This is a genomic window from Mesobacillus sp. (assembly GCF_057785455.1).
The window spans coordinates 1-15,217 of sequence record NZ_JBYNSB010000040.1; the positions used below are offsets into that span (position 1 = coordinate 1).

The 15,217-nt window shown below is 41.2% G+C and carries 15 protein-coding genes; 7 read left to right on the plus strand and 8 right to left on the minus strand.

What is annotated here, in order from left to right:
• Positions 1-316 precede the first annotated feature (316 nt).
• From AC3EBE_RS16050 to AC3EBE_RS16060, 3 genes are all read right to left on the minus strand, one after another.
• The gene (locus tag AC3EBE_RS16050) at positions 317-1,999 is read right to left on the minus strand and encodes a glycoside hydrolase family 13 protein (RefSeq protein WP_488596048.1); all 1,683 of its coding nucleotides are present in this window, start codon (positions 1,997-1,999) and stop codon (positions 317-319) included.
• 55 nt (positions 2,000-2,054) lie between these two features.
• Positions 2,055-3,059, minus strand: coding sequence for a LacI family DNA-binding transcriptional regulator (locus tag AC3EBE_RS16055; RefSeq protein WP_488596049.1), 1,005 nt, complete (start codon positions 3,057-3,059; stop codon positions 2,055-2,057).
• Between the two features lie 131 nt (positions 3,060-3,190).
• Complete coding sequence (locus AC3EBE_RS16060; RefSeq protein WP_488596050.1) at positions 3,191-3,352, minus strand: hypothetical protein; 162 nt, start codon at positions 3,350-3,352, stop codon at positions 3,191-3,193.
• A gap of 617 nt (positions 3,353-3,969) precedes the next feature.
• Here AC3EBE_RS16060 and AC3EBE_RS16065 point away from each other — a divergent pair.
• Both AC3EBE_RS16065 and AC3EBE_RS16070 read left to right on the plus strand, forming a co-directional pair.
• Positions 3,970-4,512: a histidine phosphatase family protein gene (locus AC3EBE_RS16065; protein WP_488596051.1), complete on the plus strand. Its 543-nt coding sequence runs from the start codon at positions 3,970-3,972 to the stop codon at positions 4,510-4,512.
• 123 nt (positions 4,513-4,635) lie between these two features.
• Positions 4,636-4,755 carry a DUF4023 domain-containing protein gene (locus AC3EBE_RS16070; protein ID WP_488596052.1) on the plus strand — a complete coding sequence of 40 codons (120 nt, stop codon included), beginning with the start codon at positions 4,636-4,638 and terminating at the stop codon, positions 4,753-4,755.
• 50 nt (positions 4,756-4,805) lie between these two features.
• Here the strand turns inward: AC3EBE_RS16070 and AC3EBE_RS16075 are convergent, their stop codons facing one another.
• Positions 4,806-6,470 carry a DEAD/DEAH box helicase gene (locus AC3EBE_RS16075; RefSeq protein WP_488596053.1) on the minus strand — a complete coding sequence of 555 codons (1,665 nt, stop codon included), beginning with the start codon at positions 6,468-6,470 and terminating at the stop codon, positions 4,806-4,808.
• A gap of 189 nt (positions 6,471-6,659) precedes the next feature.
• Between AC3EBE_RS16075 and AC3EBE_RS16080 the strand changes: the two genes are divergently transcribed.
• Positions 6,660-7,034 (plus strand): nucleotide excision repair endonuclease, encoded by a 375-nt coding sequence (locus AC3EBE_RS16080; protein WP_335432977.1) that lies wholly within the window; start codon positions 6,660-6,662, stop codon positions 7,032-7,034.
• A gap of 38 nt (positions 7,035-7,072) precedes the next feature.
• Here AC3EBE_RS16080 and AC3EBE_RS16085 read toward each other — a convergent pair whose 3' ends face one another.
• The 4 genes from AC3EBE_RS16085 to AC3EBE_RS16100 all read right to left on the minus strand — a co-directional run bounded on the left by AC3EBE_RS16085 (position 7,073) and on the right by AC3EBE_RS16100 (position 10,662).
• Positions 7,073-7,672 carry a response regulator transcription factor gene (locus AC3EBE_RS16085; protein WP_488596054.1) on the minus strand — a complete coding sequence of 200 codons (600 nt, stop codon included), beginning with the start codon at positions 7,670-7,672 and terminating at the stop codon, positions 7,073-7,075.
• The gene (locus tag AC3EBE_RS16090; RefSeq protein WP_488596055.1) at positions 7,669-8,808 is read right to left on the minus strand and encodes a sensor histidine kinase; all 1,140 of its coding nucleotides are present in this window, start codon (positions 8,806-8,808) and stop codon (positions 7,669-7,671) included. The genes AC3EBE_RS16085 and AC3EBE_RS16090 overlap by 4 nt, the downstream gene beginning before the upstream one ends.
• Before the next feature lie 153 nt (positions 8,809-8,961).
• The gene (gene desA / locus AC3EBE_RS16095) at positions 8,962-9,996 is read right to left on the minus strand and encodes a Delta(5) desaturase DesA (protein WP_488596056.1); all 1,035 of its coding nucleotides are present in this window, start codon (positions 9,994-9,996) and stop codon (positions 8,962-8,964) included.
• Positions 9,997-10,401: 405 nt separating this feature from the next.
• Positions 10,402-10,662: a replicative helicase loader/inhibitor gene (locus AC3EBE_RS16100; protein ID WP_488596057.1), complete on the minus strand. Its 261-nt coding sequence runs from the start codon at positions 10,660-10,662 to the stop codon at positions 10,402-10,404.
• Positions 10,663-10,772: 110 nt separating this feature from the next.
• Between AC3EBE_RS16100 and AC3EBE_RS16105 the strand changes: the two genes are divergently transcribed.
• The 4 genes from AC3EBE_RS16105 to AC3EBE_RS16120 all read left to right on the plus strand — a co-directional run bounded on the left by AC3EBE_RS16105 (position 10,773) and on the right by AC3EBE_RS16120 (position 15,209).
• A complete protein-coding gene (locus AC3EBE_RS16105; RefSeq protein ID WP_488596058.1) occupies positions 10,773-11,603 on the plus strand; it encodes an SDR family oxidoreductase in 831 nt (276 codons plus the stop codon).
• Positions 11,604-11,708: 105 nt separating this feature from the next.
• Entirely contained in the window at positions 11,709-12,635 is a 927-nt protein-coding gene (locus AC3EBE_RS16110) for an ABC transporter permease (RefSeq protein WP_488596059.1), read from the plus strand.
• Entirely contained in the window at positions 12,632-13,609 is a 978-nt protein-coding gene (locus AC3EBE_RS16115) for a hypothetical protein (protein ID WP_488596060.1), read from the plus strand. Before AC3EBE_RS16110 ends, AC3EBE_RS16115 begins: the two co-directional genes overlap by 4 nt.
• Positions 13,610-13,829: 220 nt before the next feature.
• Positions 13,830-15,209, plus strand: coding sequence for a selenium-binding protein SBP56-related protein (locus AC3EBE_RS16120; protein WP_488596061.1), 1,380 nt, complete (start codon positions 13,830-13,832; stop codon positions 15,207-15,209).
• The last annotated feature ends 8 nt before the right edge of the window (positions 15,210-15,217 follow it).

Consider the following 15,217-nt stretch of genomic DNA (forward strand, 5'->3'; position numbering starts at 1 on the left):
CCCCGCAGGAGCAAAGCGACGAGGAGGCTCAGCGCACGCCCCAAGAAGAATTCGCTCTTGAAAAAGCCGGCATTTGGGCTTTTTCATAATTCTTCAGAGGAAAGCGAAGCGCCTGGAACGAAAATCAACAGCCTAGTTTAATAGAGCTAAAAGATAAAAGTGTTATTGTGTATTAGTTGACTTTGCTGATTCCCCGGTCGTAATCAACTTGATCCTACTTAACAATTCTTCGAGCTTCTCCTCCAGCGAAATACGATTTCCATCGTCTGCCACTGCAATTAAACAAATAAGGCTGCGATGATCGCAGCCTTATTATCTAGTTTTGGATTAAATATACAATTGCTTCGAACGGTTTTAGCTCAATCTTTTCAGCTAATTCTTCGTTTCCTGGATAATTGGAAATCAACAGCTTGCTTTGTTTATTCAGCAGTTCCGCTGGTACGCTGTAGCTTTGTTTTGTTGATGAAAAATTCAATGTGACGAGCAATGTCTCGGATTCATACTTACGTGTATAAACATAAATCTCCTCATCTTCTGGAACCAGAATATCATAGCTTCCGTGTACGATTATTGGATATTCCTTACGAAGCTTAATTAATTTTCGGTAATAATGATAGATAGAGTTTTCGTCTGATGTTGCCTGCTTCGCGTTAATTTCTTTATAATTTGGATTTACCTTCAGCCATGGTGTTCCGGTTGTAAATCCGCCATTTTTTGAATCATCCCATTGGAAAGGTGTCCGGGCATTGTCTCTGCCCTTCACATAGATAGATTCCATCACTTTTGCTGGATCTTCCCCGTTTTGCACCACTTTTTCCTTGTACATATTCAATGTCTCTATATCCTGATACTCTTCAATAGTATCGAACTTCACATTGGTCATCCCGATTTCTTCACCCTGATAAATATAAGGAGTGCCCTTTAGCATATGCAGGAAAGTTCCCAGCATTTTTGCTGATTCCATACGGTACTCCTGGTCATTTCCAAATCGGGAAACCATTCTAGGCTGGTCATGGTTATTAAGGTACAGACTATTCCATCCTTCTGCTTCCAGGCCTTTTTGCCATTTAGTAAAACTTTTTTTCAGGTCAGACAGCTTTAACGGCCTTAAATCCCACTTTCCATCAGGACCTGAGTCAAGATCAACGTGTTCAAATTGGAAAATCATATTGACCTCATTCCGGTCTTCATTAGTATATAGCTTTGCTAGCTCTACAGAAGCACCAGGCATTTCACCGACAGTCATTGCATCATAGTGGGAAAGTACTTCTCTGTTCATTTCCTGTAAAAAATCATGAATTTTCGGTCCATTCATAAAGTATTGGCTTCCCGAAGCGTATGGCTTTCCTTCCAGATTTGGAGCATCTGGCAGACCATCAACTTTGGAGATGAAATTTATAACATCCATACGGAAGCCATCAATTCCCTTATCAAGCCAGAATTTCATCATATCGTACACTTCCTGGCGCAGCTTAGGATTTTCCCAGTTGAGATCCGGCTGCTTTTTGCTGAATAGGTGAAGATAATATTCGCCGGTGGCTTCGTCATATTGCCATGCAGACCCACTGAAGACAGATTCCCAATTGTTTGGTTCCTTTCCGTCTTTTCCTGGTCGCCAAATATAGTAATCCCGAAAAGGATTGTCCTTGGACTTTTTCGATTCAATGAACCAGTGGTGCTCATCGGAACTGTGGTTCACGACAAGGTCCATAATCAGCTTGAGGCCGCGGTCATGCATTTCTTTTAAAAGCCTCTCCCAATCAGCCATGGTTCCGAAGTCTTCCATGATGTCTCTGTAGTCGCTGATATCGTATCCATTATCGTCATTCGGGGATTTATAAACAGGTGAAAGCCATATAACATCGATACCTAATTCCTTTAGGTAATCAAGTTTCGAAATGATTCCCGGAATATCACCGATTCCATCTCCGTTGGAATCCATGAAACTGCGCGGATATATTTGATAAATGACTGATTCTTTCCACCATTGCTTTTTCAAAATCATCACTCCAGCTTATATTTTCAGTAAACGTTTACGTAATTGTTAAGAAAAATCATCTTGCTCTTACACTTTCTCTTTCTATTATGGAATGTGGCATTATCCGGCTCTCCGCTATTTGATCCGATTCCATCATGGAAAACAGCATATTGGCAGCGACTTTCCCCATCTTTTCCAATGGCTGTGCAACTGTAGTCAACGGTGGAATGGCCATTTCGGCTATGGGAAGGTTATCATAACCGATGATGGATAGGTCATCGGGAATTCTGATTCCCAGCTTATAAGCAGCTGAGATCGCCCCCATTGCAATCGAGTCGCTAGCAGCAAAAATGGCAGTGAGATCAGGGACTCTCCGCAATAATATTGGCAAATTTGCTAATCCATCTTCAAAGGAAAAGCCTTTGGCAAATTCAATATTCTTTTCATCGGCTTGCAGGCCATTGGCTGTCAAGGCTTGTTTATGCCCCTCGATTCTTGGCAGGCCGGCGATGGGGTCTTCTTTATTTCCGCTGATCATCCCAATTTTGGTATGCCCATTTTTAATTAAAAAACTTGTTGCTGTATAAGCTGCATGCCTGTCATCGACTTTTACAAATGGCAGATGGTGTTGATAGGATTCGGTTGCAACCAATACGACAGGAACCTTTATTGACTCAAGTTTTTGATAATATTCAGCTGTAATCTTCTCACTTACGAAAAGAATCCCATCTATTCTTTTCTCTGCCAGCACATCAAGATACTTCATCGTGCGCTTGCCGTAAGATGCAGTGTTACAAACAATCACGCTGGACCCAAGCTCATGCGCTTCTTCTTCGACCCCCCTGAGGATCTTAGAAGAAAATTGGCTTGAAACCTCAGGGAACAGGATCGCAATCGTATTCGATTTATTTTTTATCAAGCCCCTGGCAAACGCGTTTGGCTGATAACCCAGTTCATGAATGGCCTGGATGACTTTTCCTTCCGTAGATTTGGAATAACCGCCCAGACCATTCAGTACCCTGGAAACTGTCGCAATCGATACATTTGCCTGCTTTGCCACATCTTTTATTGTGTTGCTCATAAAATACCAATTCCCTTACGAAAACGTTTACGTTCCATCTATATCATAATGCCGTTGTCCGATATCTTCAACAATTTTTCGCTTTTAGGTAAACAAAAAAACTTGGGATTAAATCCGCAAGTTCTTTCATTTCAATTATTATTATCTTCGTCAGCTGATTTTGATGGTCTTGGCCTTACATCGCTGGTGATCCCGGTTATTATATCTCTGTTGAATTTGCTTCGGTCCTCCCCTGCTCCTGGTAAAGTATTGGCCATAGGCAGCTGTTCAAGCTCTTTTCCTCTTGGCATCATTTTCACCCTCTTTCATTCCTATTTAATTCCTAAGGAATAGGTTTTGATTAATGCCCAGAAATATTCACTGGTTTTCAAGCATGTTATCCTGGCAGATCATTTTTTTATTCCTTTATTTCAAAAGGCAGTTTTCGCAAAGATTGTTGCTTTCACCAATGTTGAATTGAGATAGTGGATGACGCTCAGACTCCTTCGGGATAAAGCGGGACTGGTGAGACCTAGGTAGAAATGGCCTGAGAAGAAGGGCCATTTTACCCCGCACGAGCAAAGCGACGAGGAGGCTCACCGCAAGACCCAAGAAAAATTTGCCCTTGAAAAAGCCGGCAATTGGGCTTTTTCATAATTTTTCAGAGGAAAGCGAAGCGCCTGGAACGGAAATCAACAGCCTGTTATTGCAAAGTCTTCTTTAACAAACCATTTGGAAGGAGATTTAAGAAGCATATAGAAAAGGAACAAAGTATTAGAAAAGAACCTTTCAAAAAGATAATGAACTTCCACCATGAAAAATGCAGCTGAAAAAAGGGAAACAAATCCTTCCTGATGAATAATAATAGGTGCATTGCAAGTTTAATATTAGATCATTAATTAAGGATTAAAAAATTGTTAGGGTGGATTTTATGAAAATAGGGTTGTTACGACATTTTAAAGTATCGCTGGGTTATCCAAATAGCCTGGTCTCATCTAAAGAACTTATGGAATGGCAAAAAAATTATGATGCATCTGCTATAGAAGAATCAGAAATCGAAAACTCGGGTATTGACTGGAAAAGATGTTATTCAAGCGATTTGGCTAGAGCGAGAACTACCTCTCAAAAGGCCTTTTCTGGGGACATCGTTTTCTTGGAGGGCTTGCGGGAAATGAAAATTTTCCCGATTGCCGGTACAAACACCAGGCTGCCTTTATGGCTGCATATTTTCTTAATCAGGATGGCTTGGTATTTTGGCCATAAATCCCAAAAGGAAAGTAAACAAGAGGTCCTAAACAGGATTAATCATGTCCTGGATGAAGTAACGAAACATGGGGAGGATGTCTTGATTGTAGGCCATGGGGGAATAATGATTTTCATGAGAAAGGAATTGCTGAAGAGGGGCTTTTCTGGACCGAAATTCCGGAGGCCGGAAAATGCTAAAGTCTATATTTATGAAAACATTCAAGAATGAGCACAGGAAATCGTGCTGGAGATCCTTTATTTGGCGTTTTTAACCTGGCTTTCCCTTATTGAATGATTTTAAGGAAGATTGGAGAAAGTAACCTCGAATCGATATATCTTAGGAGGGACAGATATGGAAAACACTCATGAGTATGTGGAAAAGCTCCATGAAAACCAAAGAAAAAATGAACAGAACAAAAAGCGCCAGGGTAAAGAAAATCCAAGTGATAAGCTTCCAAATAAACAGCATTAACAAAAGGAAAAGACCGCCCATGAGCGGTCTTTTCTTATCATCATTTACGTTTAGCTTCGTCTTCTTCTTGCACCTGATCTTGTACTCAATCCCTTGTTGCTTCGTTCCCCCAGCTGGCCTTTGCTTTGCCGTGCTGTGCCAGCCCGGCCCTGGCTTTCAGATGAAGACCTCTCATCTCTTCCATTTTTACGGCCTTTTGTACTTTCTCTAAAACCTTCCCCTGGCCTTTTTCGGTCTGTTTGACGCTCTGCTGCACGATCCGAAGTGCGTCCGGCGTTTTCTCTTCCCTTAATAGCAGTATTGGGCTTTCTGCCTTCGCTTCTCCTTGGCATTTCACTTCTGTCGCGGTCAGGCCGCTTACTTTCATTTCTGGATCTGGAGCCACGGCCTGTATTTATTAATTCACCGCGATGGTCACGCTCCCGCTTCCCGTCATCATTTCGCCTGCTGCCTCGCTTTGCTGGTCTGGATTTCGTATTTTTTCCTTTGTAGTCTTCATCTCGACGGTTGCGATTGCTGTCTCTATCCCGCTCATTGGGCTCCTGGCTCGTCTTTTTGACATTACCCATGTTCTTCTTTTCAATTTTAATATTGAGTTCGGACTCAATCACATCAAGAAGAGGTTTGTCATTGTTTGTATAAAATGTTACCGCCAGACCTTCACTTCCTGCTCTGCCCGTCCGGCCAATTCTGTGGATATAGCTTTCGGTATCAAGCGGCATGTCGTAATTAAAAACATGTGTCACGCCATCCACATCGAGACCTCTTGCTGCGACATCGGTTGCAATCAAGTATTGGATTTTTGCCTCCCTGAATTTCTTCATAACCTGTTCCCGTTTTGCCTGGGATAGGTCGCCATGCAGTTCATCGCAGTTAAAATGGTGCGCCTTTAGGAAACCATTAAGCTTGCTGACTCTTCGTTTTGTCCGGCAAAAGATTACGCCGAGAAATGGCTGGTACATTCTTAGTGACTCAATTAAATCATTTTGCTTGGCTCTGTCGAATGTATTTATTGCCAGCTGCTTGATATTAGCAAGAGGTGCCTGAGTTTTTTCTACTTGAATGTTTTCGGGTTTGAACATATGCTGCTTTGCAAGCTTCCGGATTTCTTCTGGCATGGTAGCTGAAAATAGTAATGTCTGCCTCGTCTTTGGTGTTTGTTTGATGATTGCCTCCACTTCATTCAGGAATCCAATATGAAGCATTTGGTCCGCTTCGTCCAAAACGAGGAAGGATGTCTTTGATAAATCGATCGTTTCCCTTCTTATATGGTCAAGCAGCCTTCCGGGAGTACCAATAACAATATGGATATTTTTCTTAAGCTTTTTTAGTTGCGCTTCAACATCCTGGCCTCCGTAAACAGCAAGGATGTTAATCCCCTCCTGGCGATGAAGCAGTTTCTGTATTTCACTAGTTATTTGAAGCGCCAGTTCCCTTGTGGGAGTTACAATAAGAGCCTGTATATCTGGGTTGCCAGTATCAATTCTTTCAAGGATCGGCAATACAAACGCAAAGGTTTTTCCGGTTCCTGTCTGAGATTGTGCTACGATGTCCTTTCCATCAATCAGCAATGGTATGGCTTTTTGCTGAATGGGTGTTGGATCATTAATACCATGTATTTTTAATGTCTCTGCTAATTTTTCAGAAATGCCTAATTTTACAAAGTGATTCAACGATATCCCTGCTTTCTCAAAATCGATGCCTGTCTTTTTCATATGCCCAGCCAGCCATCCTTCTAATCATGCTGTTTATTAGAGAAAATAGCAAGCACTGTTATAATAGAGGGGAATTAATAATGAATCTGGCTTCATGCCCTCTTTTTAAATGGGGCAGGATAATATTAGCTAGATTTTCAATTTGCTGTGTGGTACGATTTACTAATTGAAGAAGAGGAAGTGAATATAATGATTAAAATAGAATTGCCATCACCTGATGTTGTGATTACAAGAAGCAAACAGCTTGGTGAAAAGGTTGAAGCAGTAATCAGCAGTGAATACGGATTTACAGATTACCACCGTATCCCGAGAGACAAGGGCGGAATCATCATGTTTTTCAATGCCGATGATGAGCTGATGTATGTTGGAAAAGCAAGGAAGCTGAGACCTCGTGTCAAAAAGCATTTTGAAGATACTGTTTCCCCTATTAAAAATCACCGCCATGAGGTACACAAAATCGCTGTATGTACAGTCGAAGATCCTATGGACAGGGAAATTTATGAAACATACGCAATCAACACCCTGAAGGCTAAATACAATATTGACAAAGTATTCTATAAATAGATATGTGCCCGAACCGTCTAAGGTCGGGCACATCTATTTTATTTAAACCATCCTTTTTCCTTTGAATGAGTGATGGCTTCAATCCGGTTTGTTACATCAAGCTTGTCGAGAATAGTAGAAATATAATTGCGTACAGTACCAGTGGTAATACTCAATTCTCCGGCAATTTCCTTGGTATTTTTCCCTTCAGCAACAAGTCCAAGCACTTCCATCTCACGTTCTGTTAATGGATTTTCCTCGCTATACACATCGTCCATCAATTCAGGTGCATAAACTCGCCTGCCGCTCATGACGTTTCGAATCGAGCTCGCAAGCTCCTCGCTAGGGCTGTCCTTTAGCAGATATCCGCTAACCCCTGCTTTCAATGCTCTCTGGAAATACCCGGACCGGGCAAAGGTCGTCAGGATGATAACCTTGCAGCCCAGCCCCTTTAATTCTTCAGCCGCTTCGAGGCCAGTCTTCCCCGGCATTTCTATGTCCATCACGCAAACATCTGGCTGAAGCTGTCTGGCGAGTTCCACAGCCTCTTCACCATTGCTCGCCTTTCCGACAACTTCCATATCATCTTCAAGGCTAAGCAGGGAGCCTAACGCTCCAAGCAGCATCCGCTGATCCTCCGCTATAACAATCCGAATCATATTAGGTCCTCCCTGTCTGTCTGCTTAAGTACTTTTGGTATTTTAATGAGAAGCGCTGTTCCATTTTCTGAATTTATTTCTAAGGAGCCGTTTACAAATTCCAGTCTCTCCCTCATCCCTGGCAAGCCGCTTCCCCTGTAAAAATCTTCATCTTTTATGTTTCCGATCCCGTTATCGCTGACTTCGGCGATTAATTCCTTTTCAGACTGCTTTATTGATATCCTGCATTCAGTTGCTTTGCTATGTTTAACCACATTGGTTACCGCTTCCTTCAGGCACATGCTAAGGATATTTTCTGAAAGAAGAGAAACATTATTAAGGCTGAATTCTTCTTCATTGCCGACAAAGTGGATTTCCGCTGCTTTAAGGATTTGTTTAATATGGACCAATTCTTCGCGAACGCGGATACCCCTCATTTCAGCAACCATTTTTCTTACCTCATTTAAAGCCGTCCTTGCAGTTTGCTGTACATCCTTTAACTCTTCCCGTGCCTGGTCAGGGTCCTTCGTAATTAATTTACGGGCCAAATCGCTTTTCAGTCCAATCAATGATAGCTTTTGGCCTAATGTATCATGCAGGTCGCGAGCAATCCGCTGCCTTTCTTCCAGCTTTACCAGGTCTGAGATTCGTTTGTTCGCATCCTCAAGCTTTTCTTCGAGCTGGCCTCTCTCTTTTTTGTTATAAATGCTGAAAGGAAGCAGAATGACGCTGATCCAGACAATGACGATGATAGGCAGCTGTTTGATGAAAAATTCTTCCTGGAAGACGATCTCAAAATTGATTACAATCGATGTTCCCACCAGATGTATGAAATACAATACCAGGAATGGAATACGGTCCTTGATATTGCCGATAAAATACGCAATGAAAAAAGCGAAGTATACATAGCTGAATAAGCTGGCAGACGCAATTGAAATCCCGATAAGGATGCAGGTCCATAAGTAGACGATCCAGCCCTTGGCTACAAATGCAAGCCAGTATACAACAAAGAACAACAATGTCAGGATGATTCCGGCCACTTTGCCTGCAGTGGTCGGTAATTGCCAGATGAAATAAAATGGAAGGATACCGAGAATTGTCCATATGTAAGGTGAAATACCAGTGCTTCTCAATGAATTGATGAACCTATTGAACATGAAGTACTACCCCTGTTTCTCTTTAATTACCATGACATTTTTATATTAACATATAGGACCTTAATGATTCTAAAAATAAAAAGCACTCCCCTCGGACCAGCTGCTGCTATGCTCTCTTGCTTTAGCAGCAGACCTGGTATAAGGGGAGTATTTTTACAATTCAGGCTTTGTCTGGGCTGTCATCTTGCTTCTGTGCTGAATTGATTTGATTTCTTTAAAGCTGATAAATTGCTTGTTCTTCTCATCCCATAACCGGAATCTCAATGAAGTCAAGCTCGTGCCTAGTGTAATAGTAGGTACATTTTGCAATGGCTTTGTATTGTTGTGTACTTCTTCAAGTTTATAGTTCGGTACACGAGGACTTAGATGGTGCACATGATGATAACCAATGTTCCCAGTGATCCATTGGAGAATCTTTGGCAGTTTGTAGAAAGAACTTCCTTCTACAGCAGCCTTGACATATTCCCAATCCTTGTCTTCCTCGAAATATGAATCCTCGAAAGTGTGCTGAACATAAAACAGCCAGATTCCAAGCATTCCCGCTGTGAAGAAAATCGGCCCTTCTACCATAACAAAAGCTTTCCATCCAATACCCCAAATCAAAAGAGCAGCGATTCCGAAGATCAGGATGTTCGTAAGGTATGTGTTCAGGCGCTCATTCCAGCGTGCACCTTTTCGGTTGAATCGGTTTTTGAACAGTACAATATAAATTGGTCCAAGGACGAACATGACAAATGGATTTCGATACAGTCTATAAGCTAGCTTCTGCCATGCAGGAGCCGCCAGGTATTCATCTATTGTCATTAACCAGATATCTCCAGTTCCCCGTTTGTCCAGATTGCTGCTTGTTGCATGATGGACAGCGTGATCATGTCCCCACTGGCTGTATGGGAACAATGTCAAAACGCCAGTAAGGGTACCAACGATTTTGTTCGCTTTTCGATTTCTAAAAAAAGAATGGTGTGTGCAGTCATGGAATATAATGAAAATCCTGATCATGAATCCCGCTGCCACAACAGCCAAAGCTAGTGTAAGCAAGTAGGAAATGGATAGGCTTTGATATGCCATGAACCATAATGCCAAAAATGGGATTACTGTGTTGAAAATTTGTATAATGCTATCCTTTGTGTTTGAGCTTTCATAAGGGGCGACCTGTTTTCTTAGTTCTTTTGTGTTGTGAGTTGCCATCTTGTTAAAATTTCCCCTTTCATATTTGTAAGGTAACCAAATTATAAACAAGAGAAACAATCCTGTGCAGTAGCAGGTGTCATATATGACATATGATAAATGTCATGTTTCGTTAAAAAACCGACTTCTAATCCTTATAAATACAAGGTTTTCAGGATTAGTACCAGGTGATATTATTTGCTGATTATTTTTTATTGATGCAGAAAAATGTGGAATTTAAACGAGAAAGCAGGAGAAAAGTCTTCCGAGATTGAATAGTGGATTTGTGCCCATGCTATTTTTAAGTTGCACCGAAGAGATTAAAAAAAAGGCGATTGCAGCCCATTTACGCTGATCAATGGGAAAACAGTTCCAAAGCAGTCCAATCCCAATTATGTGATTCTTCACTTTACACAGCCTTTAATATCAGCTGTTCCTAATTGAATACTCACTCAGCCAGTCCTCTCCATCCCGAATTACTTCTGAAAGCCTGGTTTTCGCTAACTCTTTCATTGTTGGTGGATAAGGACTGGTTTTCTTGTGCAGCCGCAAGAGTGTCATGACCTCATCGTAGTCAGCCGATTTACAGTCTTTCAGCCAGCTTACTACCGTTTCACTTTTTATCATTATCAAGGGATACAGCTTTTCAATAAAGATTAAAACCTTTAAAGCGTCTTGTTTGTCCATTTCCTCTCTCCTGGTTGTATTTATCATTTGGCAGTCTTACCTTTTTTTAATGAAACATACATAGGAACCTGTATAATTAGATTATGAATATGATTTGTTAGGAGTAATGTATGAAAAATGCGATTGTTACCGGTTCGTCGAGCGGATTTGGGCAATTGATTGCCATCGAATTAGCAAAATCAGGCTTTAATGTAATTGCCACCATGCGTAACCTTGATAAGGCTGATGGTTTGAATCAGTTAGCTTCAGCCGTAAATGTTAAGCAAAACATCATAATAAAACAGCTTGATGTTACCTCTCCCCGATCTATTGCAGAGTTCAGCGCTTTTCTGCATGATATGAACTCAGTCGATGTACTTGTTAATAATGCTGGATATGCTCAAGGTGGATTTTGTGAAGAGTTGACACTTGGGGAGTACCGGGAGCAATTCGAAACGAATTTTTTTGGGGCAGTAGCACTTATACAGGCAGTACTCCCTTTTATGCGTTCACAGGGATCCGGAAAAATCATCAATATGAGCAGTATCAGCGGAAGGTTCGGTTTTCCAGGGCTATCAGCATATGTTTCATCCAAGCATGCTCTCGAAGGTTTCAGTGAGAGCTTGAGACTAGAACTTAAACCTTTTGGAATCGATGTCTTTCTTATAGAACCTGGTTCATATAAAACCAGTATTTGGTCAAGCATAGACACGGTCCAGCTACGGGAAGAATCGCCGTATGAAGCTTTAATGAATGCGATTATGAATGAGCTTAAAACAAGTGAGGAAGGTTACGGGAATCCAATAGACGTAGCCAGGCTGACAGCCAGGATTGCCACCGCGCATAGACCTGCTGAATTACGATTCCCAATTGGCAAGGGAGTAACGTCGATGATTCGGCTTAAGAACCTTCTTCCATGGAAAACAATTGAAAATATTATCATGAAGAAACTTATAAAATAAAACAATAGAGTCTCCTCTTAATATCTGAGAGGAGATTTTTTACGTTTTAAAAAGGATTTTTTTACCATGTTATAGAACTTAAATAAGTCTGAAAGGAGATAGTTCATGAAAAAAGGTTCATTAATTATATTTAACTGGGTTAAAAAAGCGTTGTATTTCCTTATGCTCGCCTTATGCTTCCTGGCTGGAGTTGCTGCGTTGCTTTCGTTTTCTTCATTATTTGACTTCAATAAAAAACAAGGTGAACATTTGGGGATTGCTTTTAAACGATTTTCAGAAGACGTTATGCAGTTGCTGAACCAATTTATGGATTACAGGAAACATGGTTTTTTTGACTATGCGGCGAACTTGCAAGTAATGGATGGTTACATGCATTCATATACAATCCTTGGTTTTTCTCTTGCCGTTACCATAGTGGTCGGGACTTTCATAGCTTTTGCTGTCATGCTTTCCCCTCTTCGAGTCAGAAACAAGCTTAAGGGATTTCTTGATGTATTCGAAGGACTTCCGGATCTGATTTTTATTTTTGCTATTAATATGCTTAATCTTTATCTGTACCAGGAACATAGCATTAAAATTTTCAGGATGTATGGCCTGGGGTCCTACCAGCCTGTTATTTTCCCTGTTATCGTAATCTCATTCCTGCCTGCTATTCTTTTTGCAGTTTTCCTGATAAAAAGCATGGAGGATGAAGAACAGGAACAGTATATCCAGGTTGGTTTATCAAAGGGTCTTACAAAAGGCTATTTGTACACTGTCCACATGGTCCGTAATATACTGCCTGTTTTTATGCTGAAGTTCAGATCGATTTTATACTTGTTGCTTTCCAATCTGGTATTAGTAGAGCATATGTATTTTTATGAACAGGCTCATACCTCTAACCTGCTAAGACATGTATATTTAGGCGACCATGTCCTGTTCCTGCTATATAGCATCATAATGCTAATCCTTCCACTTATTCTGGCGGAAAATTTAATAAGATTGCTGGTAATAAGGAATGTTACGAAAAAGAGAGGTGAAATCCAGCTGTGAAACCGCTATCTTATAAAAAAACAAAAATTAGTCTAAGCATCCTCGCATTTATGCTGTTAGCCAGCATTTTGTATGATTTTATCGGTCCTGAGGATTATCGGACAATGCTCCATCAATTGTATGATGAAAATGGAAAGACATTAAAGGCCCCTCCTTATCCACCAAGTAAAGATTACTGGCTGGGAACGGACAGGGATGGCCGTGATACCTTGCTTTTGATCATTGAAGGAATTAAATATACTTTTGCTGCAATGATTGCAGTTTCGTTCCTCAGAGTCTTGATAGGGACAATAATGGGAATCGTGGTTGAAACTTGGGCGCCATTTTTCAAACCGTTTATTAAGGCCTTCTTCCTCCCTTTTCAGTATGTGCCAATCCTTTTAATTGGTGTATTGTTCATGGATATGTATTTTTACAGATACAACGAAATACCGGTGATGGTGAAAGTGGAGTACCAGCTAATCGTATTGTTCATACTGGGATTTCCAACTGTTTTTTTCTTTGTGACTGATTTCATTAAGGAATTAAAAACAAAATCATATGTAACAAGCTCTTTGCTTTTAGGCGGCAGTAAGTGGCATATTATGATGAGGCAAATATTCCCCCATCTAAAACCGCAGCTGGCATTATTGTTTGTGCAGCAGGTGCTTCAAACACTGCAAATTATGATGGGTCTTGCGATGTTTGGGATTTATATTGGAGGACCCCATGAGAAACTTATTTATAACACGCATTATACAAAATCAATCACGAATGAATTAGCAGGTATCACAGGCCAGAACTTCTGGTGGCTGAAGTATGCCCCTTACATTGCCTTAAGCTCCCTAATAGTGTTGCTGATCATCTTCCTGTTAGTCATTATCATAAAAAATGAACTAGTTGCCAATATGGAAGGTAAATATGAAATGTTACCCAAAAATAAAAAGAGAACCAGGCTTAGAAAATCAAAAGAGTACGAAGAAGTGAGTCTTTGAAGAAGTGGAAAAAAGCCGCTTCTTTTTTATATTTGAGGAAGTTATTGCTCATATTGTTTATAGTCTGTTCTGCTTCAGCCATTATTAGAAGGAAGGAATAATTTAACTGATAGAAAAAAACAGATCGTCCATTTTAAAAAAGTCGACTAAAGCCATAGGAATAAAAATAAATTATATTGTGTACTCCTTAACTGCCAAAACACGAAAGGATGATAAGTCCATGTCGAAATTGTTTGGTACTGACCCCTCTTTTTACCCTTCTCCCCGTTCAGCAATGGATGCTCCTGCGGAAAGATTAGCATATGTAGCATTATTGGATCCTGATGCAATTGGTGTTGTTGACCTCGACCCGGATTCCGCTTCTTATGGTAAATTAATTTACAAACTGTCTCTGCCCGGTGAAGGAGATGATGAGCTTCATCATTTCGGCTGGAATGCTTGCAGTTCAGCACTCTGCCCTACTGCCTTCCATCCTCAGCTGGAAAGGAGATACCTTGTACTCCCGGGAATCCGTTCTTCTAGAATCTATATAGCCGATACGAAGCCTGATCCCCGAAAACCCAAAATCATAAAAACAATCGAGCCAGAAGAAATAAAAAAGAGAACAGGCTATAGCCGGCTCCATACAGTTCACTGCGGACCAGAAGGGATATTCATCAGTGCCCTCGGAGCCGCTGAAGGCAATGGAGGTCCAGGCGGTATACTCCTGCTTGATCATTTTAACTTCAATGTATTAGGTGCGTGGGAAATGGATCGAGGGCCGCAGCATTATGCCTATGATTTCTGGTGGCATATTGCCCACGATGTCACTGTTTCAAGCGGATGGGCAACACCGGACCTCTTTGAGAATGGCTTGAATATGGATGCCTTGTTGCAAAGGAAATATGGGCATAGCATTCATTTCTTTGACAGCAGGACAAGGAACCATATACAGGAAATAGACTTCGGAGATGAGCACCAAATGGTACTCGAATTGAGGCCTGCACACAATCCCCGAAAGACATACGGATTTGCAAGCGTGGTCATTGATGTTACGAGTCTTGCAAGCTCGATTTGGGTCTGGCATCGGGAAAATGGGACATGGGAAGCGAAAAAGATTATTGAAATACCTGCCGTACCAGCGACACCTGACCAGCTCCCTCCTGCGTTAAAAGACATTGGCGCTGTGCCGCCGCTGGTAACTGACATGGTTCTCTCGCTCGATGACAAATATTTATATGTCTCATGCTGGGGAACTGGGGAGCTGATTCAATATAATGTCAGTGATCCATTCAATCCTGTTCATGTTGATACAGTTAAAATTGGCGGTATCGCCAACCCTGTACCTCATCCGGCTGGTAAACAAATTACTGGAGGTCCGCAAATGGTTGAGTTAAGCCGTGATGGGAAACGGGCGTACTTTACTAATTCCTTATATAAAGCATGGGATCAACAATTTTATCCAAAAGGAATACAAGGGGCTATGGTAAAAGTGAACATAAAGCCTGGCGGCGGCATGGAAATCGATCCGGATTTCCTCATCGAGTTTGAAGGAATGAGAGCTCATCAAATCAGGCTTGAAGGCGGTGATTGCTCTACGGATACATTTTGCTATCCGTGAGTTAGGAG